Raw genomic sequence first — 18,666 nt, forward strand, 5'->3', positions numbered from 1 at the left:
CCGCGGCCCGGCCGTCAGGCCGCGCCGCGGCCGAAGGTGCGGCGGTAGGCGGTGGGGGAGACCCGCATGGTGCGGCCGAAGTGGTGCCGGAACGTCGCGGCGCTCTCGAAGCCGACCGCCGCGGCGATCTCCTCCACCGTCCCCTCCGGGGACTCCAGCAGCGGCAGGCTGGCGGCGATCCGCTGCGCCGTCACCCAGCGCATCGGACTCGTGCCGTTGCGGGCGGTGAAGTGCCGCAGGTACGAGCGCTCGGACATCCGCGCCGCACGGGCGAGCAGCGGCACGGTGAGCGGTCCGGCGAGCTGGTCGAGCGCCCACTGCATGGAGCGCGCGACGCCGTCGTCCTCGGCCGCGACCGGTGTCACCGCGGCCTCGATGAACTGGGCCTGCCCGCCGTCCCGGTGCGGCGGCACGACGAAGCGGCGGGCCACCGTGTTGGCCACCCGGGCGCCGTGGTCGCGCCGCACCAGGTACAGGCAGAGGTCGATGCCCGCGGCGCTGCCCGCGCTGGTCAGCACCGTGCCGTTGTCCACGTACAGCACGTCCGGGTTGACCCGCACCGCCGGGTGGCGCTGCTGCAGCAGGTCGGCGTACCGCCAGTGGGTGGTCGCCTCCAGGCCGTCCAGCAGGCCGGCCGCGGCGAGCGCGAAGGCCCCCGAGCAGATCGACACGATCCGGGCGCCGCGCTCGTGCGCGGTGCGCAGCGCGTCGACCAGGCCGGGCGAGACCGCGCCGCCGAACGGGTTCGGGACGGCGACCACCATCACCGTGTCCGCGGCGGCCAGGTCGTCGAGCCCGTGCCGGGCGGTGAGCGAGAACCCGCCGACCGCGTTCAGCGGCGTGCCGGGCTCGTCGGCGCAGACCGCGACGTCGTACCAGGGCGCGGCCAGCAGGCCGCCCAGCTCGGGCCGGGCGAGGCCGAACACCTCGACCACCACCCCCAGTTCGAACGGCGCCATGCCGTCGAAGGCGTAGACGGCGACGGTGTGCACCGGCTCCGGGCGGCGGCCGACGGTCACCGGCACCGGGCCGCTCGGCGGGTGGACGGGCACGGCGGCCCCCTTCGTCCGGGCTGGCGGGATCTTGGCGAGTGTAGTCGTCCACGCCACTGTCGGGCCGCCCGGCACACCGCGAGGATCGATCCCGTCGCAGCAGACCGCCGACCGGACCGACAGGAGCCCGCAGATGACCGCCGCCGCCTCGCCCGTGACCGAGATCCCCGCCCCCGCCCCCGAGCGCGCCTTCGCCTTCTTCGCCGAGCGCCTCGGCTGCCAGGCCGACCCGGCCGACGTCCACTACGCGATGCGCGACGGGCAGCAGGACTTCACCCTGGTCGACGTCCGCGCCGAGGGGGCCCACCGCAAGGCCCACCTGCCCGGTGCGATCAGCCTCCCGGTCTCGGAGATCACCGCCGAGCGGGTCGCCGCCCTCCCCGCCGGACTGCTGGTCGTCTACTGCTGGGGGCCCGCCTGCAACGGCTCCACCAAGGGCGCGATGCGGCTCGCCGCGCTCGGCCGCGAGGTCAAGGAGATGATCGGCGGCCTGGAGTACTGGGTCCGCGAGGGCTGGCCCACCGAGGGCCGCCGCCCGATCGACCCGCGCACGGCCGGCCCCGCCGACCTCGGGCTGGTCTGCTGACCGCCCGCGGAACGGGGCAGCGGTGGAGGCCTTGGCACGGCCGGATTGTCAGTGCCCGGGCCTAATCTGAAGATGTGTCCGAGACCGGCGGCGGTTTCGGGGCGGGGCAGTGAAAAAAGCAGTGGGAGCCCGCCCCGTCCGTCGGGGAGGATGCTGATTCGTCAGGACGAGGGCCCGGGGGACGGGGCCGGTGCGGCAGAGCCCACCGGCGGGCCTCGCCACACATCCACCACCACCACATCCGCAGCGATCTCTCTGGGGGGTCATGCCATGAGCGCGCCCGTTGTCTCCCGATTCACGAAGAACGTCCCTGCCCCGATCCGGATGTCCGGCTGGGGCCGCCGCGGCGCCCGCCGCTGATCCGCCCGCGGGGTGTCCGGCAGCGCCGCCGGGCGCCCCGTCCCGCAGCCGTCCCGGCGGCCCGGGGAGCCGCGCCCGGGACGGCGACGGCCGGACGCCCCGTGCGGGTGCCCGGCCGCCGTGCGTGCCGCGGGATCAGCCGGCCAGGCCGGTCATCCAGGACTCGACGTCGTCGGCGCTGCGGGGCAGGCCGGCCGAGAGGTTCTCGTTGCCGTCCCCGGTGACGAGGATGTCGTCCTCGATCCGGACGCCGATACCGCGGTACTCCTCCGGCACGGTCAGGTCGTCCAGCTGGAAGTACAGGCCGGGCTCGACGGTGAGCACCATGCCCGGCACCAGCTCCGCGTCCACGTACTCCTCGCGGCGGGCGTGCGCGCAGTCGTGCACGTCGAGGCCGAGCATGTGGCCGGTGCCGTGCAGCGTCCATCGGCGCTGCAGGCCCAGCTCCAGCACCTTCTCGACGTCGTACACCGACGGGTCGAGCAGGCCCCAGGCCAGCAGGCGCTCGGCCAGCACCCGCTGCGCCGCGTCGTGGAAGTCGCGGAACCGGCCGCCCGGCCGCACCGCGGCGATGCCGGCCTCCTGCGCGTCGTACACCGCGTCGTAGATCTTGCGCTGCAGCTCGTTGAACCGGCCGTTGATCGGCAGCGTCCGGGTGACGTCGGCGGTGTACAGGGTGTTCGTCTCCACGCCGGCGTCGAGCAGCAGCAGCTCGCCGGGGCGGACGTCGCCGTCGTTGCGCACCCAGTGCAGGGTGGTGGCGTGCGGGCCGGCGGCGCAGATGGAGCCGTAGCCCACGTCGTTGCCCTCGACCCGGGCGCGGCGCCAGAAGGTGCCCTCGATCCAGCGCTCGGAGGTGGCGACCGCCTGGCCCAGCTCGCGGACGACATCGGTGAAGCCCTTCACCGTGGCGTCGCAGGCGGCCCGCAGCTCGCCGACCTCCCACGCGTCCTTGACCAGGCGCAGCCCGGACAGGAAGACCTTCAGCTCGTCGTCGCGCTCCTCGTCGAGCACACCGGCGAGCGCCTCCTCCAGGGCGGCGTCGTAGCCGCGGACGATCCGGGTGGGCACGCCCTCGACGGCGGCGAGCTCCTCGGCGGCCTTGCGGACGTCGCGGGCGGGCAGGCCGAGCAGGGCCTGCGCCTCCTCCAGGCTGTGCCGGCGGCCGACCCACAGCTCGCCCTGGCCGTCCAGCCAGAACTCGCCGTTCTCACGGTCCGAGCGCGGCAGCAGGTACAGCGCGAAGTCGTGGCCGTCCCCGGTGGGCTCGCCCACCAGGACGGCGTCCTCGGTCTGGTCGCCGGTCAGGTGCACGTACTCGCTGGCGGCGCGGAACGGGTAGTCGGTGTCGTTGGCGCGCACCCGCAGCCGGCCGGCCGGGACGACCAGCCGCTCGCCCGGGAACGCGGCGGACAGCGCCGCCCGGCGCACGGCGGCGTAGGGGGCCTGCGCGACCGGCTGCAGCCCGTGCAGCTCGGTGTCGGCCCAGCCCGACTTCATGGACGCGGCCAGCTCGTCGGAGACCTCCCCGTACAGGCCGTTCTTGCGGCCCTTGATCGGCTGGTCCTCCTCCTCGGCGGCCAGGCCCTCGGGGTTGTCGGACACTGCCGGGGTGCGGTCCTCGGTCACGTACGTCGCCTCCTTGCGCGCGTCTCCCCGCCCGGGGCACGTCGGATCGCGACGTGGTCGGGCGGCCGTGCCCACCATGGTACGAGGACGGACCGAACGGCCGTCCGGGCCGGTCAGCAGAAGCGCAGGGCCAGCAGCACCAGGTCGTCGGTGCCGGCGTCGGCGCCGCCGGTGGCCTCCAGCAGGTGCGCGCAGAGCCGGTCGGGGTCGAGCCGGACGTCCCGCGGGGCGTCGGCGGCGGCCCGGCGCAGCGCGGCCTGCCCGGCGTGCAGGCTCGGGCCGCAGCGGCGGGCGAGCCCCTCGGTGTAGAGCAGCAGCAGGTCGCCGCGGTCGGCGGCGAGCTCGACGCCGGGCGCCTCCCAGCAGCTGAGCACGCCGAGCGGGGCGGAGAGCGAGGTCTCGACGAAGCGGGCCTCGTCGCGGGTGACCAGGATCGGCGGGCAGTGCCCGGCGCCGGCCAGCGTGACCCGCCGCTCGGCGGGCTGCACCCAGGCGTAGACGGCCGTGGCGGTGCGGGCGGGCTCGGTGGTCTTGAGCAGCAGTTCGAGGTCGCCGAGGACGGAGACCGGGTCCTCGCCCTCCAGCACGGCGTAGGCGCGCAGCGCGGCCCGGATCCGGCCCATCGCGGCGGCCGCACCGGGGGCGGAGGCCGGCCCCGCGCCCGGTCCGTCGCCGAAGACGCTGCCGACGGTCAGGGCGAGGGTGCCGTCGGGCAGCTCCACCGCGTCGTACCAGTCGCTGCCGGTGGCCTGCTCCAGCCCGGCGGTGACGCAGCGGGCGGCCAGCCGGACGCCGTCCAGCACGGGCAGCCGGTCCGGCAGCAGGCCGCGGCGCAGGGCGTCGGTGGCCCGCCGGGACCGGTCGGCGGCGAGCTGGCCGGCCAGCACCGGCCCGGCGAACTCGCAGTAGCGGTGCAGGAGGTGGCGGCGGCGGTCGCCCGGGTCGGCGGGCTCGTCGTAGAACCAGGCGGCGGCGCCGAGCGGACCGTCCTCGGGGGTGCCGAGCGGGACGGAGAAGCAGGCGCCGAGGCCGAGCTGGGCGGCGACCTCGCGGAACCGGGGGCCGACCGAGCGGTCGTCGGCGAGGTCGGCGACCAGCAGCTGTCCGCCGCCGCCGGCCCGGCTGAGCAGCCCGGCGAACGGGCCGTGCTCGGCCGGCACGGTCTCCAGCGCGCCGATGCCGGAGCGGTCGAGGCCGAGGCCGACGGTGCGGCCGCTGCCGCGGGCGGTGGTGGTGATCAGGCCGCGCCGGGCGCCGAGCAGGGCCGCGCCGGACTCCAGGACGGCGGCCAGCGCCGCGTCCAGCCCCCGGGCGCGGGCGAGCAGCTCGGTGTGTTCGTGGAGGCTGGTGAAATCGGACAGCCATCCGGCCAAACGGTCCTGCAGTCCGCCGTCGGCCTGGTCGGCGAACTCGTCGCCGAAGAGCTCCGACAGCGGGTGCACCGGCGTCAGGACGGCCGCCGCGGGGGCCGTGCCGCAGGGTGCCGGGGCCGCTCCGCACGCTGCCGTGCCGGGCAGCGCCGCACCGCTCACGGCCAGTCCGCTCGGCTGGGCGTCGGTCATGTCGCAACTCCCCACATACTGGTACGTGTCACGCAGGACTCCCGAGACCGGACAGAACGAGTGCTATCTCACTGTTCGGCAGCAATCCACCACTTGTACACAGGCCGATCGGGGCATGTCCATAAGCGTGACGAGGTCTCTCCGGGCCGCCGCGCTCGCCGCCGGCGGACGGTGCCGGGGCGCGCGGCGGCGGGCCCGCGGCTGCGCCGTGCGGCTGCTCGGGCTGACGCTCGGTCAATCTGCGGTCCGGATCGTATGCTTCCGCCTCGCGGCCGCTCCCCGGGCGACGGCCGACTCACTCGTACGGTGGAACCGGCGGCCCGCAGCGCGCGTCCATCCGGCCGTATGAGGGATTCTCGTTCCAGGGGCCGTGCGGCCGGGAGCCTCCGGGTGCCTCCCCCTCCCTCGTCTCACACCGCCCGCGCCCGGCGCCGGCGGTCGTCCTGGTCCCCACGGTCGCGGAGAGGAACGAGCACCCATGCGTCGGATGCAGTTGCGGTGGCCGGGGAGCCGCCGGCGGGAGCAGGGCGCGCTGCTGTTGGCGGCGCTGGAGGCGGCGGACCGCGGCTGGCCGGTGGTGCCGGGTGCACGCGCCGTCCGCGGGGCGTTCGGCCCGTGCAGCTGCGGGGAGCAGCGCTGTCCGCTGGCCGGGGCCCATCCGCACGACCCGCCGCTCGCGGCCGCCAGCACGGACGGCCGGATGGTGCAGTGGTGGTGGGAGCACCGGGCGCCCGGCGCGCCGGTGCTGGTCGCCACCGGCCGGTCGGTGTGCGGGGTGAGCCTGCCCGCCGCGGCGGGCGAGCGGGTGCTGCGGTACTTCGCGGACCTGGGCGTGCCGGTCGGTCCGGTGCTGGCCGTGCCCGGGCGGTACGTGCTGCTGGTCGCGCCGTTCACGCTGGAGGAGCTGGGCGGGCTGCTGGCGGAGCGGCCCTGGGTGCCCGGTTCGCTGCGCTACCACGGGCCCGGCGGCTACGTGCTGCTGCCGCCCACGCAGACCGGCGCCGGCGGGGTGCACTGGGTGTCACCGCCGGTGGGCGGCGGGCTGTGGCTGCCTCAGGTCGGCACCCTGCTGGAGGGGTTGATCGTGGCGAGCGTGGCCGAGCCGGACGGCAGCCGGCTGGCGTACTGAGTGGTCCTCGGCGGCCTCGCGAGGGGCTCCGCCGGTCGTCACCGGGCGTTCCCCGGGAATGGAAAATCCGGTCGCTGGCGACGGGGGATGCACCAGCGACCGGACTGTTTAAACAGTAACAAAGATCCGGCGGGGAGCCAATTTGTCCGCCCATGGCCGACCTGGCATTTTCGTCCCACCGGAGGAAATGTGACCGGAGTCACATTCCCCGTCAGTTCAGGGTGATCTGACGGCTCACCAGGTTGGCCCGGGCGCGGCGCTCCTCCGCGGTCAGCGGCGCGGTCTCGGCGAGCGCACCGGCCAGTCGCTCGGCGAACTCGGCGGCGGGCTGCTCGCAGTCCTTCGCGGAGAACTCCACCGGCAGGTCCCACACCGGCACGGTCAGGCCGTGCGCACGGAACGAGCCGACCAGCTTGGTGTCCTCGCCCAGCGAGGCGCGGTCGGCCGCGGACAGCCGCGCCAGCGCGTCGAGCAGCTCCTCCTCGGGCACGGTCATGACCCAGCGCAGGTGGTTCTTGTCCGGGGTGCCGCACCAGTAGGCGGCGTCCACGGAGACGACCTTCTCGGTCGGGATGGCCGAGGCGTTGGCCCGCTCCAGCGAGGCGGCGACCTCGCCGGTGGCGGACTCGGCGTCCTCCAGCCAGAACTCGAAGCCGGTGTGCACGGCGGGGACGAAGCCGGCCGAGGTGTCCAGCAGGTCCTGCAGGCGGCGGCCGCCCGGCACGGTCCGGCGGGACGGCACCGGGGTGCCCGGCTCGGTGGCGAGCGCCAGCTCCAGCGCGTCGGCCAGGTCGCGGCTCAGGTCGCCCGAGCTCGACTGGGTCTGCAGGCCCAGCAGGATCGAGCCGTCCGCCCGGCGCAGCGCGGGCCAGGCCAGCGGCAGCACGGTGGCCAGGGTCACCGACGGCACCTCGCCGACGGCACCGTCCGCCACCCCGGCGGCCAGCGCCAGCGGCACGGTCGCGGCCGGGACCAGCTCGCGCAGGGCGACCCAGTCGGCCTCGCCCGGCAGGCCCTCGAACGGGCGGTGCACCAGCTCCTGCACGGCGTGCGCGGCCTCCCGGCCGTGGCAGGCCTTGTACCGGCGGCCGGAGCCGCACGGGCACTTCTCGCGGGCACCGACGACCGGGATCTCGCCGGTGGCGGTGGCGGTGCTGGGCTGCGACGAGGACTTTGCGGCCTTCTTGGCCATGGCGGGGCTCCCGGGAACGGCGACAGTGCACCCGCAGCCTACTGAGGTTCCCGCCGGCGACCGGTCCGGACGCACCCCCGCGGGGTCGCCCCGGTGGTGCCCGCGCGCCCCGTACCCGGCCTACGCCGCCGGGTCGTCGCGCCGCTCCGGCCGGACGGGCAGGGCGGCCCAGACCGTCACCTCGCCCGGCGCGTCGCGGACGCCCCAGGCGTCGGCGAGCTTGCCGACGATGCTCAGCCCCCGGCCGCCGCGCGCGGTCAGCGAAGGGCTGGCCGGCCGCGGCCGGGTCGGCGCACCGCCGTCGGTGACCTCCACGACGATGCCGTCCGCGTGCGTCCACCAGCGGACCAGGATCCCGCCCGGATCGCATTCCTCCGCCGCGTCCGCACCGCTCTGCCGGGACGCCGTCACCGCCCGGACGAGGACCGCGTCCACCATGTCGGCGGTCGTCCGCCCGACCAGTTCCGAGAGGTTTCCGAGCGGCCGGGCGTAACGACAGGAATTGCTGAGCAGTTCGGAGAGGATCAGCACCGCGTCGTCGACGACCGGCTCCGGTACCGCCCGTTCGCCGAGCTCCCGGCGCATCCTCCGACGTGCCGCTCCGACGCCGGCCGGACCGTGCGGCACCGCCATGGTCGACGAAGTCGGCCCTGTCTTTTCGGGCACAGCACGCGCCACCATCAACGCCACCCCCGGGACCTCCTTCAGCGTCTGCCGAGGGATGGATGCCCCCTGGGAATGCGTCGGAAACGACCGTTCGGCGATCGCGCACGGACATTCCGGAGGGCAGCGACCCACCGTATTCAACCACCGATAAACCGCTTACGGTCTGTTGTGAAAGTCCGAGGAATTGAGCGTTCCCTGAGCTTCTGTCAGAACTCCGCGCCCCGCCGTGCGCCCTTCGCACATCGGCGAGCCCGGGTGGTGCGCTCAGCGGCCGAGCCGGTCCAGCACCTCGCGCGGCCGGTTGGTGATCAGCGCCTCCACGCCCAGCTCCAGGCAGAGCTCGACGTCCTCGGGCTCGTCGACCGTCCAGACGTGCACCCGGTGCCCGGCCCGGCGCAGCGCCGTCACCAGTCCGGGGTCCCGGCGCACCAGCTCGATCCCGGGCCCGGCGATGGCGGCGCCGCCCGGCAGCGACCGGGTCCGCCCGAGCACGGGCAGCCGGCGCTCCAGCAGGTACACCGTCGGCACCGCGGGCACCGCCCGGCGCACCCGGTGCAGCGACAGCTCGGAGAAGCTCATGATCCGCACGCTGGACTCCTCCGGGCTGCGCGGCAGCAGCCCGTAGTGGTCCAGCAGCCGCACCAGCTCGGCCTCCGTCCGGCCCGCGTACCGGGTGGGGTGCTTGGTCTCGATGGCCAGCTCCACCCGGCGGCCGGCGTCGGCGACCAGTTCGAGCAGGCCGGCCAGGGTCAGGATCGAGCTCGGCTGCGAGGTCCCGGGCGAGTGCCAGGAGCCGAAGTCGAGCTCGGAGAGCTGGGCGAGCGTCATCGCGGACACCGCGCCCCGGCCGTCCGAGGTGCGCCGCACGGTGCGGTCGTGCACGCACACCAGCCGGCCGTCGGCGGTCAGCCGGACGTCGCACTCCAGCCCGTCCGCACCCTCCTCGATCGCCCGGGCGTACGCCTCCAGGGTGTGCTCGGGCAGGGCCGCGGAGGAGCCGCGGTGCGCGATCACCCGGACGGCCGTGCGGTCGGGCGCCGGGACGGCGGGGGTCGCCGGCGCGGTGCGGCGGATCTTCTGAGTGTCCACATCAACACCCTACGAGTGCGCGGATGTCCGATCGGATTCGGCACGGGAAACCCGTGGTGAACACCTCCGTCCGGCGGTCGGCGGCACCGGACGGAGGCCGGCGGGCACCCGGCCGGGTGCCCGCTGCGGGGTTCAGCCCTCGCTGCGGGCCGGGCGGCGCGAGGTCAGCGGGGTCAGCGCCCAGGTCGCCAGCGCCGGCACCAGGAAGCCGAACAGCGAGGCCGAGGTCCACGGCTGCGGGGTGAAGCCCACCGCCGACTGCAGCCCCTGCCAGAAGTCCGTCCACCAGCCGGCCACCGCGGTCGGCGCCAGGAACTGGTACGTCGCGAAGCCCAGCGCCCACGGCAGCAGCATCAGCCAGCGGGCCGGGGCGTCCTGGCCGGTGTCCCAGCCGTTGCGGCCGGCCCCGAGGAAGTAGTCCACCGCCAGCACCGCCAGCAGCGGCACGAAGACCGCGCCGATCAGGTACAGGAAGCTCGCGTAGGTGTCGTTGAACTCGCCCTCCTGGACCCGCAGCGCCAGCAGCGTCACCAGGACGCCGATGCCGCCGGTGAGCAGCCGGCGGTCCACCTTCGGCAGCAGGTTGTGCACCGACATCGCGGTCGAGTACACGTTCGCGAAGGACTGGTCGGTCTCGCGGACGACCAGCACCAGCAGGAAGGCCCAGCCGGCCGCGACGCCGGTGAAGGAGGAGAAGATCTTCGAGGTGTCGCCGCCGGACTGCAGCAGCGCGATCAGGCCGAGCACGTAGCACCAGACCTGCGCCAGCGAGTAGCCGGTGAAGGTGCCCCAGTACGCCGAGCCGGGCGTGCGCGCGTGCCGGGTGTAGTCCGCGGCCAGCGGCACGAAGGAGATCGACACCGCGACGATCGCGTCGGTCGCCGAGAGGAAGCCGTCCCAGTTGCCCGCCCCCGGGTCGGGGAAGCCCTGCCGGCCCAGCTGGACGGTGAAGTAGACCATCGCCACGCCGACCGCGACCGCCACGTACTTGCGCAGCACCGCGATCGAGCCGAGCGGCCAGATGGTGAGCGCCGTGGTGAGCGTGCCGGCCAGCAGCACGAAGAGCCAGCGCCAGCCCTGGGTGCCCGCCACCGTCTGGGCGCCGCCCGCGATCACGATCAGCTCGAAGACGCCCCAGCCGATGCACTGCAGGATGTTCAGCACCGTGGGCAGGTACGACAGCCGGGTGCCGAACAGGCCGCGCAGCACCGCCATCGCCGGCGCGCCGGTGCGGGCGCCGATCAGCGCGGCCACGCCCAGCATCGCGGTGCCGATCACCGTGCCGGTGACGATCGCGGTGACCGCCGCGGCGAAGGACAGCTCGTGGCCGGCGGCGCCGAGCACGGTGGCGGCGCTCTGGAAGCCGATCAGACTGACCCCGAGGTTGGCCCAGAGGGCGAACTGGGCGCGGAAGTCGAGCGTCCTCGGCGGGGCGGTGTCCAGCACGAGCGGCGCCTCGACGCGCCGGCCGGCCTCGACATCGGGAACAGGGGCAGGCGAAACAGCCGTCATGGCCGGTACTCCCTACGCCGGCATTACCCGGACAGGTTCAGGCGGTCAGCGCCCCCTCGTCCGGCCCCGGACTCCGCCCGGCCGGTCGATCGGCGCACTCTCAGCCTGGAAGGTCCAAGCTCCCGCGTGTTCAGATGAGGACGACAGGCTAACGAACCCGGCCGCGCACGCCAAGGGCCGGAGGTTTTCGTTCCGCATCGCGGGACCGCCGGCCGCCGACCGCGTGCCGCGCCCCGCCTTCCGCGTTCCGCCGCAGGTCGGACGCATCCTGTCAGGGACGGCTAAGGATTCTTAGCCGTTCTTCAGGAGGCTCCTTACGGCAACCGAATCAGCCATGCGAAACACTATGGGCCAAGGATCTGTCAGCTATGGAGGTCGTCCGTGAGCAACGAGCACGCGAGTGGGTCCACCGGGCCGCAGGAGGAGCAGCTGTCCTCCGGCGGGCCCCGCACGGTGGGTCCGGCTCCTGACACCGCGGCGGCCGACGGGCCGTCGCCGGTCGTCGAGTCCGCGCCCACGCTCGCTCTCTCCAAGCTGAGCGAGCCGGCCCCGGCCGCACCCCCGTACGTCGACGCGCCGCCGCCGGCCGTCCCCGCGGCACCGTCCTACCTGGACGCGCCGCCGCCGGCCGTCCCCGCCGGCTCCGGGTACGTCGACGCGCCGCCGCCCGCGGTGGCCTCCGCCCCGGAGCAGCCGCAGCCGCAGCCGGCCAACCCGTACGCGGCGCCCGCCGCGGCCACCGACCCGTACGGCACCCCGGCGGCCCCGCCGCCGGCCGGGCCGATGCCGCCCGGCGAGGTGCACCACCCGTTCGGCGCCGGCCACCCCGTCGGCGGCTGGGGCCACCCGGCGGGCGGTCCCGGCGGTCCCGGCAATCCGGGTGAGCCCGGCGGTCCCGGGTACCCGTACCCGTCCGTCGGCGGCCAGCCGCCGCGTCGCAAGCGCGGCGGCCTGGTCGCTCTGATCGCCGCGGTCGCCCTGGTCGCCGGCGTGGCCGGCGGTGCCATCGGCGCCGCGGTCGCCGGTGACGACAGCTCCGGCGGCACCAGCCGGACGAGCACCACGGTCAGCGTCAGCGACAGCCGCAAGGTCACCGACCGCGCCCCCGACTCGGTCGCCGGCATCGCCGCCAAGGCGCTGCCGAGCACCGTCACCATCAAGGCGCAGGGCTCGCAGGAGTCCGGCACGGGCACCGGCTTCGTCTTCGACACCGAGGGCCACATCCTCACCAACAACCACGTGGTCGCCCCGGCGGCCTCGGGCGGCAAGCTCACGGTGAAGTTCTCCGACGGCTCGTCCTACACCGCCTCGGTGGTCGGCCGCGCCCAGGGCTACGACGTCGCGGTGATCAAGCTCGACAACCCGCCGAAGGACAAGCTCAACCCGCTGCCGCTCGGCGACTCCGACAAGGTCGCGGTCGGCGACGCCACCATCGCCATCGGCGCCCCGTACGGCCTCGAGGGCACCGTCACCACCGGCATCATCAGCGCCAAGGACCGCCCGGTCGCCTCCGGCGACGAGACGGGGGCGCAGGCGTCCTACATGAACGCCCTGCAGACCGACGCCTCGATCAACCCCGGCAACTCCGGCGGCCCGCTGCTCAACGCCTCCGGCGCGGTGATCGGCATCAACTCGGCGATCCAGTCCAACACCAGCGGCAACGGCCGGGCCGGCTCCATCGGCCTCGGCTTCGCGATCCCGATCAACCAGGCCAAGTGGGTCGCCGAGACGCTGATCAAGGACGGCCAGCCGGTCTACGCCATCCTCGGCGTGCTCCGCAACGACGACTACAAGGGCGACGGCGCCCAGATCCAGACCAACGCCGTCCAGGGCACCCCGGCCGTCACCCCCGGCGGCCCCGCCGACCAGGCCGGCCTCAAGCCCGGCGACGTCATCACCAAGCTCGGCGGCATCCCGATCGACAGCGGCCCGACCCTGGTCTCCGAGATCTGGACGCACAAGCCGGGCGAGAAGGTCGACGTCGAGTACACCCGCGACGGCAAGACCGCCAAGACCGTCGTCGTCCTCGGCGAGCGCAAGGGCGACAACTGACCCGACCCGGGGTCACCCGGCCCCGGGCACCCCGTCCCTGTGAACGGAGTGCACCGAACCCGCTCCGACCCGTTAGGCTGGCCTCCGCCAGGAGGGTTGCCCGAGCGGCCTAAGGGAACAGTCTTGAAAACTGTCGTGGCCTCTGGTCACCGTGGGTTCAAATCCCACACCCTCCGCGTGTGAGGTACGGAGTACCGGCAGAGGGCGGGTACCGACACCAGTCGGTACCCGCCCTCTGCGTTTCCCGTCCCGGACCGTCCCGCTCGGACACCCCTCCTGTCAGGGCGTGCGGAGCACCCGTGGAACGGATCCGGCGTCCGACGAGCCGGGCCGCGCCGGTGGGCTCAGCAGTCGCGGGCGAACTTCACCGAGGCGTTCTCGTTGTACGTGTTGACCAGGTTCTTGGCATTGCGGTAGTTGAACATGTCGCTCGGGCCGCTGTAGTTCGAGTTGTAGAACACCGTGACCGTCACGCACACGTTGGAGACGGCCGATGCGGCGTTGTTCTTGACGCGCTGGCCCCGGCCGTTGCCGGGGCTGGTGAAGGTGTACCCGGCGAGGTCGGGAGTGCTGTCCTGCACCACCATGTGGGAGCCCTGCTGGTTCGAGTTGTAGAAGAGGCAGAATTCGACTTCCGGGCAGTCGCGGGTGTCGGCCTGCGCGGCGGTGGCGAGGCCGGGGACGAGCAGGGCAGCGCCCAGGGCCACTGCGGAGAGCTTGAGGGAACGCTTCACTTCTTTTGATCCTCTCTTCATGGACGTTCCGGGCGTGGGTGCAGTCCCCCGGCGTGCCTGGGGAAGGGTGGGCGCGCCCGGACGTGAAAATGTGTCAGCCCACTGGGTTCACCGATCGCGCAGCACGGCGTCGGCCTTGGCGAGTTGCTCGGTCTTCGCTGCGAGCGCCGCCGTGAATTCCGCCTGCTGCCGTGCGATCAGTTCCTTCTGCAGGGAAGCCTCGACCGTGAACCAGGTGCCGATCAGATCCACTTGCTGCTTGCAGATCACGTCGGCCGTCGCCACCTGGAGCTCCAGCGGCGTGGGTGAGTCCCCCAGGAAGCGCCGGTCGCCGATGGCATCCATCGGATTGGGGTAGGAGTAACCCCTGTTCTTCATGCAGCCGGACCACGCCTCGAACGCCTTCGTGACCTGCGCCGCCGACATGCTGGCCTTGAAGGTCTGGAAGTTGGCCTGCTGGGCCACGCTGCTCGGGCCCAGTTCCCCCGCGCCGGCCAGGCCGCGCCTCGCCTCCTCGTAGCAGCCGCCGGGTGGCACCGGTACGCCGTTGACCCGGAGGTTCGTTTCGTCCGCAGCGGTCTTCCCCGGGAGCTGCCCGGTGAGCACCTGCTGCTGCTCGGCGGAGAACTGCGGCGGGCGGCTCGGGTGGGCGTGCGGGTCGCGGTCGCCGAGGTGGTAGCCGTTCGCCGCCACCTCGGCCCGGTCCGTCACGCCGTACCGGCGGTCCATGAACGTGCGCGGTCCGGTCGGCGGGCCGGCGGGGCCGACGGCGTAGTCGAGACCGAACCGCCGCATGCACGCCTTGCGCAGCACGGCTCCCGCCCTGGTCAGCTTCTCCGCCTCCGCCTCGGAGAACAGATACGGCTCGACGGGAAGATGCAGATCAGCACCGGCCGGGAGCGCGGACGGCGACCGCGTGGTCGGCACCGCCGCTGCGGCCGGCCGCCCGGACGACGAACAACCGGCCAGCGCGAGGCACATGAGCCCGGCCAGCCCGGCCAGCCCCACCCGCACACCCCTGCCGGTCGATCGCTGATGCACGGCGGAACTCATACGCGGACAGCCCCGATCGCGGTCACCGTCGGACCCGTGGCCAGCTGCTTGCACATCATCCGCATCTCGTCCCGCGTCCTCTTCCGGTCCGTTGGCAGGGGGCCGCCGGGTGAGCCCTCGCCCTGGACGCCATCGTGGTGCGTGGAGGTATCGCGGCGGTCGCGCGCCCGTCGTGCCCGGCGCCGCCGGCCGGGAGCCTCGGCGCCCGGGCCGGAGCACCGACCCCGGGAAGGGGCGGGTCCCGCCCCCGGACGGGTCTCCCGCGTTGCCCGGAGCGGGCCGGCGCCGTCCGATGGACGTATGCCGTGCCCGTACCCGGCGCCGTGCCGGGTGCCGGGCCGACGACAGGAAGACCTCCATGTACGTCCGCACCCTCTACGCCACCGGTGACCCCGCCCGGATCGACGAGGCGCTCGACGCGCTGCGCGCCGAGGCCCTGGGCCTGCTCACCGGCCGCCCCGGCTACCGCGGCTACGGCCTGTTCGCCGACCGGACGGTCGGGAAGATCGCCATGGGGTCCTGGTGGGAGAGCGAGCAGGCCCAGCGCGACAGCGACGAGGCGCTGAAGGCCCGCCGGGCCGCCCTGCTGGCGCCGTTCGCGGGCACGGTCGCCGTGGACGTCTGGGAGGCGGCGGCCTTCAGCCCGCCCGCCCCGGCCTCGCCCGGCGCCGGGTTCCGGATGGTGCGTGCTGACGTCGACCCGGCCCGGATCGACGGCCTGGTCGAGCGGTTCCGCGCCACGATGCTGCCCGGGATGGGGCAGCTGGACGGCTTCGTCTCGGCCACCCTGCTGGTGAACCGCACGGAGGGCCGCGCCTCGGTCGGCACGATCTTCCGCGACCGCGCCGCCCTGGACGCCTCGCGCGGCCCGCAGGCCGCCCTGCGGGCCGCGAACGCCCCGGCGGCCGGCGTCAGCGTCCGCAGCCTGGAGGAGTTCGAGGTGGTCCTCCTGGACCGGCCCGCCGACCACGGCTGAGTCCGACCGGCGAAGAGACCCGCCGCCGCGCCGGGCGGCTCCGCCGCTCCGGCACCCCTGACCGTCCGTCAGGGGTGCCGATCGGTCTTTGCGCACCGTCCTTGCCGCGCCCGCCCGACGGGGGCAGAGTGCAGAGCGGACGGGACGCGCGAGAGGCGGAGGCTGCCGTGGGTGATCTGGTCGACCGGCTGGTGTCGGGGCTCCCGGAGGCGGCGGTCGCCGTCGATCCGGACGTGGTCGCCGCGTACGCCCGCGACATGGCCGGGTTCTGCGAGGCCGGGTCGCCGGCCGTGGTGGTCTTCCCGGAGACCGTCGAGCAGGTGCAGCACGTGCTCCGCACCGCCACCGAACTGCGGGTACCGGTGGTCCCGCAGGGCGCCCGCACCGGCCTGTCCGGCGGGGCGAACGCCGTGGACGGCTGCATCGTGCTGTCGATGGTGAAGATGAACCGGATCCTGGAGATCGACCCGGTCGACCGGCTCGCCGTCGTCGAGCCGGGCGTGGTGAACGCCGAGCTCTCGCGGGCCGCCGCCGGTCACGGCCTCGCCTATCCGCCGGACCCGTCCAGCTGGGAGTCCTGCACCATCGGCGGCAACATCGGCACCGGCGCCGGCGGCCTCTGCTGCGTGAAGTACGGCGTGACCGCCGAGTACGTGCTCGGCCTCGACGTGGTGCTGGCGGACGGCCGGCTGCTGAGCACCGGCCGCCGGACGGCCAAGGGCGTCGCCGGCTACGACCTGACCCGGCTGCTGGTCGGCTCCGAGGGCACCCTCGGGGTGGTGGTGCGCGCAGTGGTGGCGCTGCGGCCCGCCCCCGCCCCGCAGCTCGCGCTGGCGGCGGAGTTCCCCAGCACCGGGTCGGCGAGCGCCGCCGTCTGCGCGGTGATGGCGGGGGGCCACGTGCCCTCGCTGATGGAGCTGATGGACGCGACGACCGTCCGCGCGGTCAACGCGATGGCCCGGATGGGGCTGCCGGAGTCGACCCGGGCACTGCTGCTGGTCGCCTTCGACGGCCCGGCGAAGGAGGCCGAGCTGGCCGAGGTGGCCCGGCTGTGCCGGGAGGCCGGCGCGAGCGAGGTCGTCCCGGCCGAGGACCAGGCCGAGTCGGACATGCTGCTGGAGGCCCGCCGGCTGTCGCTGCCCGCGATGGAGCGGCTCGGCACCACGATGATCGACGACGTGGCGGTGCCGCGCTCCCGGCTGGGCGAGATGCTGGACGGCGTCGCCGCGATCGCCGAACGCCACCGGCTGACGATCGGAGTGGTCAGCCACGCGGGGGACGGCAACACCCACCCGGTGGTGATCTTCGACTCCGCCGACCCGGACGAGACCGTCCGGGCCCGGGCCTCCTTCGACGAGATCATGGCGCTCGGACTGGAGCTCGGCGGCACGGTCACCGGCGAGCACGGCATCGGCCTGCTCAAGCGGGAGTGGCTGGCCCGCGAGATCGGTCCGGTCGGGCTGGAGCTCCAGCGGCAGATCAAGGCGGTCTTCGACCCGCTCGGCATCCTCAACCCGGGCAAGGCGCTCTGAACCCCGCCCGGCAGGGGCGTGCGGACGGTCCCGTGCGCCCCCGGCGGAGGCGGCAGCGCACGGCCTAGCTGCGGAAGTCCGACCCGACATCACGCTAAAGGGCGAAAAGGGTACGTCGAGCTATGCCTTTGTCGACTTGTTGCGGGAGTCTTCTCTCCGGCGGGCCCCGCCGACGATCAAGGCCACGGAGGACATGCATGGAGAGCTTCACCGCGCCGCACCGGACCTGCACCCCGGCGGCCGCCGCGGACTGAGCCGACACCCCGGACGGCCCGAGAACAACGGCCGCACCATCCGCCGGCGGGGGCGCCGAGCGGTGAGCGGCCGACAGGCGGCCGGGGGCACGGACACCAGGGCACGGAAAGGGTCTCCGCAGCCCGACGGGAGGGCGGTGCCGACACGGCACCGCCCGCCCCTCGATCCGCCGACGGCCGCGCCGTCAGCGCCGCACCGTCAGCGTGGCCCCCACACTGGCCGCGACCACGCAGCCGATGCCGGCCAGCTGCACCCCGCCGAGCAGCTGCCCCAGCACGACCAGCCCGACCAGGGCGCTGACCGCCGGGTCCAGGCTCACCAGCACGCTGAACACCCGCTGCGGCATCCGCCGCAGGGCGGTCATCTCCAGCGCGTACGGAACCACCGGGAAGAGCAGTGCCACCCCGCCGACCGCGAGCAGCACCAGGGCGGGCGACGGAGCGGCGGCGAGCCCGTGCCAGGCCGGAGCCGCACCGAAGGGCGCGACGGCCAGCGCGGCGACCGTGAAGGAGACGGCCAGCCCCTCGAAGCCCTTGAACACCGCGCCCACCTTGTCGGTGAACAGGATGTACCCGGCGTAGCAGGCGGCCGCGCCGAAGGCGTAGCCGAGGCCGACCGGGTCGAGGGCCGCGCCGCCGGAGCCCTCGCCGAGCAGGGTGAGCAGCACCACGCCTCCCGCCGCGAGCAGCGCCCACAGCAGGTGGCTCGCCCGGCGGGAGAGGGCGATGGCCACGGCGAGCGGGCCGAGGAACTCGATGGTCGAGGCGGTGCCCATCGGCAGCCGGTCGGTCGCGCCCGCGAACAGCAGGGTCATCCCGGCGGAGGCGAAGCCGAGCAGCACGGCCGAGGCCAGGTCGCGCCGGCTGCGGCCGCGGAGCCGGGGCCGGGTGGCGGCGAGCAGGACCACCGCGGCCACGGCCAGCCGCAGGAAGGTGGCCCCGCCGACGCCGAGCACGCCGAACAGCGACTTGGAGGAGGCGATGCCGAGCTGGCAGGTGACCATGGCCGCCACACAGAGCAGCGGCGCCGGGATCGATCCCAGGCGCCGCTGCGGGGTGGTGGTCCGTCCGGGACGGCCGGCCGGTGGCCGGTGCCGTTCGGCCCGGGTGGTGCCCGTGCCCCCGTCCGGGGGTGCAGCGGCGGCGGGGCCGCGTCGTCGCCAACCACCGCGCTCGCCGGCGGGCTCGCCCTTGGGGGAGGGCGGCATGGCGAAGGCGTCGGCGACGGCGTCGCCGGTGGGAGCCGCGCGGAGCGGCTCGAAGGTGTTGGCAGCGGACATGCCGCCGA

At 74.5% G+C, this 18,666-nt stretch carries 15 protein-coding genes, 1 tRNA gene and 1 riboswitch; of the genes, 6 read left to right on the top strand and 10 right to left on the bottom strand.

What is annotated here, in order from left to right; genetic code table 11:
* Positions 1-14: 14 nt before the first annotated feature.
* Complete coding sequence (locus IE98_RS0126495) at positions 15-992, bottom strand: helix-turn-helix domain-containing protein (protein ID WP_043175197.1); 978 nt, start codon at positions 990-992, stop codon at positions 15-17.
* A gap of 193 nt (positions 993-1,185) precedes the next feature.
* Between IE98_RS0126495 and IE98_RS0126500 the strand changes: the two genes are divergently transcribed.
* A complete protein-coding gene (locus IE98_RS0126500) occupies positions 1,186-1,638 on the top strand; it encodes a rhodanese-like domain-containing protein (protein WP_043175175.1) in 453 nt (150 codons plus the stop codon).
* Positions 1,639-2,133: 495 nt separating this feature from the next.
* On the opposite strand, the gene IE98_RS0126505 is transcribed toward IE98_RS0126500, so the two are convergent.
* Both IE98_RS0126505 and IE98_RS0126510 read right to left on the bottom strand, forming a co-directional pair.
* Entirely contained in the window at positions 2,134-3,627 is a 1,494-nt protein-coding gene (locus IE98_RS0126505) for an aminopeptidase P family protein (protein ID WP_030273127.1), read from the bottom strand.
* A 113-nt stretch (positions 3,628-3,740) separates the two neighbouring features.
* Positions 3,741-5,189, bottom strand: coding sequence for a PP2C family protein-serine/threonine phosphatase (locus IE98_RS0126510; protein WP_043175176.1), 1,449 nt, complete (start codon positions 5,187-5,189; stop codon positions 3,741-3,743).
* Positions 5,190-5,667: 478 nt separating this feature from the next.
* Between IE98_RS0126510 and IE98_RS0126515 the strand changes: the two genes are divergently transcribed.
* The gene (locus tag IE98_RS0126515; RefSeq protein WP_030273130.1) at positions 5,668-6,318 is read left to right on the top strand and encodes a bifunctional DNA primase/polymerase; all 651 of its coding nucleotides are present in this window, start codon (positions 5,668-5,670) and stop codon (positions 6,316-6,318) included.
* A 211-nt stretch (positions 6,319-6,529) separates the two neighbouring features.
* Here IE98_RS0126515 and IE98_RS0126520 read toward each other — a convergent pair whose 3' ends face one another.
* The 4 genes from IE98_RS0126520 to IE98_RS0126535 all read right to left on the bottom strand — a co-directional run bounded on the left by IE98_RS0126520 (position 6,530) and on the right by IE98_RS0126535 (position 10,777).
* Positions 6,530-7,510, bottom strand: coding sequence for a DUF5926 family protein (locus IE98_RS0126520; RefSeq protein ID WP_030273132.1), 981 nt, complete (start codon positions 7,508-7,510; stop codon positions 6,530-6,532).
* Between the two features lie 120 nt (positions 7,511-7,630).
* Entirely contained in the window at positions 7,631-8,200 is a 570-nt protein-coding gene (locus IE98_RS0126525; protein WP_063749006.1) for an ATP-binding protein, read from the bottom strand.
* 240 nt (positions 8,201-8,440) lie between these two features.
* On the bottom strand, positions 8,441-9,187 hold the full coding sequence (locus IE98_RS0126530; RefSeq protein WP_030273136.1) for a glycerophosphodiester phosphodiesterase: 747 nt from the start codon (positions 9,185-9,187) through the stop codon (positions 8,441-8,443).
* Positions 9,188-9,397: 210 nt separating this feature from the next.
* Positions 9,398-10,777 (bottom strand): purine-cytosine permease family protein, encoded by a 1,380-nt coding sequence (locus IE98_RS0126535; RefSeq protein ID WP_030273138.1) that lies wholly within the window; start codon positions 10,775-10,777, stop codon positions 9,398-9,400.
* A riboswitch (TPP riboswitch) is annotated at positions 10,770-10,913 on the bottom strand. Its footprint overlaps the gene before it by 8 nt.
* 245 nt (positions 10,914-11,158) lie before the next feature.
* On the opposite strand from IE98_RS0126535, the gene IE98_RS0126540 reads away from it, so the two are divergent.
* Both IE98_RS0126540 and IE98_RS0126545 read left to right on the top strand, forming a co-directional pair.
* On the top strand, positions 11,159-12,829 hold the full coding sequence (locus IE98_RS0126540) for a S1C family serine protease (protein ID WP_030273140.1): 1,671 nt from the start codon (positions 11,159-11,161) through the stop codon (positions 12,827-12,829).
* 90 nt (positions 12,830-12,919) lie between these two features.
* Positions 12,920-13,005, top strand: a tRNA-Ser gene (locus tag IE98_RS0126545).
* Positions 13,006-13,173: 168 nt separating this feature from the next.
* Here the strand turns inward: IE98_RS0126545 and IE98_RS0126550 are convergent.
* Positions 13,174-13,563: a peptidase inhibitor family I36 protein gene (locus tag IE98_RS0126550; protein WP_043175178.1), complete on the bottom strand. Its 390-nt coding sequence runs from the start codon at positions 13,561-13,563 to the stop codon at positions 13,174-13,176.
* A gap of 108 nt (positions 13,564-13,671) precedes the next feature.
* Positions 13,672-14,616, bottom strand: a complete 945-nt coding sequence (locus tag IE98_RS0126555; RefSeq protein ID WP_063749007.1) for a hypothetical protein — start codon at positions 14,614-14,616, stop codon at positions 13,672-13,674.
* 358 nt (positions 14,617-14,974) lie between these two features.
* On the opposite strand from IE98_RS0126555, the gene IE98_RS0126560 reads away from it, so the two are divergent.
* On the top strand, positions 14,975-15,592 hold the full coding sequence (locus IE98_RS0126560; RefSeq protein WP_030273145.1) for a hypothetical protein: 618 nt from the start codon (positions 14,975-14,977) through the stop codon (positions 15,590-15,592).
* A gap of 167 nt (positions 15,593-15,759) precedes the next feature.
* Entirely contained in the window at positions 15,760-17,124 is a 1,365-nt protein-coding gene (locus IE98_RS0126565) for an FAD-binding oxidoreductase (protein WP_030273147.1), read from the top strand.
* A gap of 439 nt (positions 17,125-17,563) precedes the next feature.
* Here IE98_RS0126565 and IE98_RS0126570 read toward each other — a convergent pair whose 3' ends face one another.
* Positions 17,564-18,658 (bottom strand): EamA family transporter, encoded by a 1,095-nt coding sequence (locus IE98_RS0126570; protein ID WP_234443681.1) that lies wholly within the window; start codon positions 18,656-18,658, stop codon positions 17,564-17,566.
* Positions 18,659-18,666: the final 8 nt, after the last annotated feature.

The sequence above is a fragment of the Streptomyces sp. NRRL B-24484 genome, from assembly GCF_000717715.1.
GTDB lineage: Bacteria > Actinomycetota > Actinomycetes > Streptomycetales > Streptomycetaceae > Kitasatospora.

Bases quoted from the DNA above. Each gene is read 5' to 3' on its own strand.
- IE98_RS0126500 (WP_043175175.1), top strand. From the start codon at position 1,186: ATGACCGCCGCCGCCTCGCCCGTGACCGAGATCCCCGCCCCCGCCCCC.
- IE98_RS0126510 (WP_043175176.1), bottom strand. From the start codon at position 5,189: ATGACCGACGCCCAGCCGAGCGGACTGGCCGTGAGCGGTGCGGCGCTG.
- IE98_RS0126515 (WP_030273130.1), top strand. From the start codon at position 5,668: ATGCGTCGGATGCAGTTGCGGTGGCCGGGGAGCCGCCGGCGGGAGCAG.
- IE98_RS0126520 (WP_030273132.1), bottom strand. From the start codon at position 7,510: ATGGCCAAGAAGGCCGCAAAGTCCTCGTCGCAGCCCAGCACCGCCACC.
- IE98_RS0126535 (WP_030273138.1), bottom strand. From the start codon at position 10,777: ATGACGGCTGTTTCGCCTGCCCCTGTTCCCGATGTCGAGGCCGGCCGG.
- IE98_RS0126555 (WP_063749007.1), bottom strand. From the start codon at position 14,616: ATGAGTTCCGCCGTGCATCAGCGATCGACCGGCAGGGGTGTGCGGGTG.
- IE98_RS0126560 (WP_030273145.1), top strand. From the start codon at position 14,975: ATGTACGTCCGCACCCTCTACGCCACCGGTGACCCCGCCCGGATCGAC.
- IE98_RS0126570 (WP_234443681.1), bottom strand. From the start codon at position 18,658: ATGTCCGCTGCCAACACCTTCGAGCCGCTCCGCGCGGCTCCCACCGGC.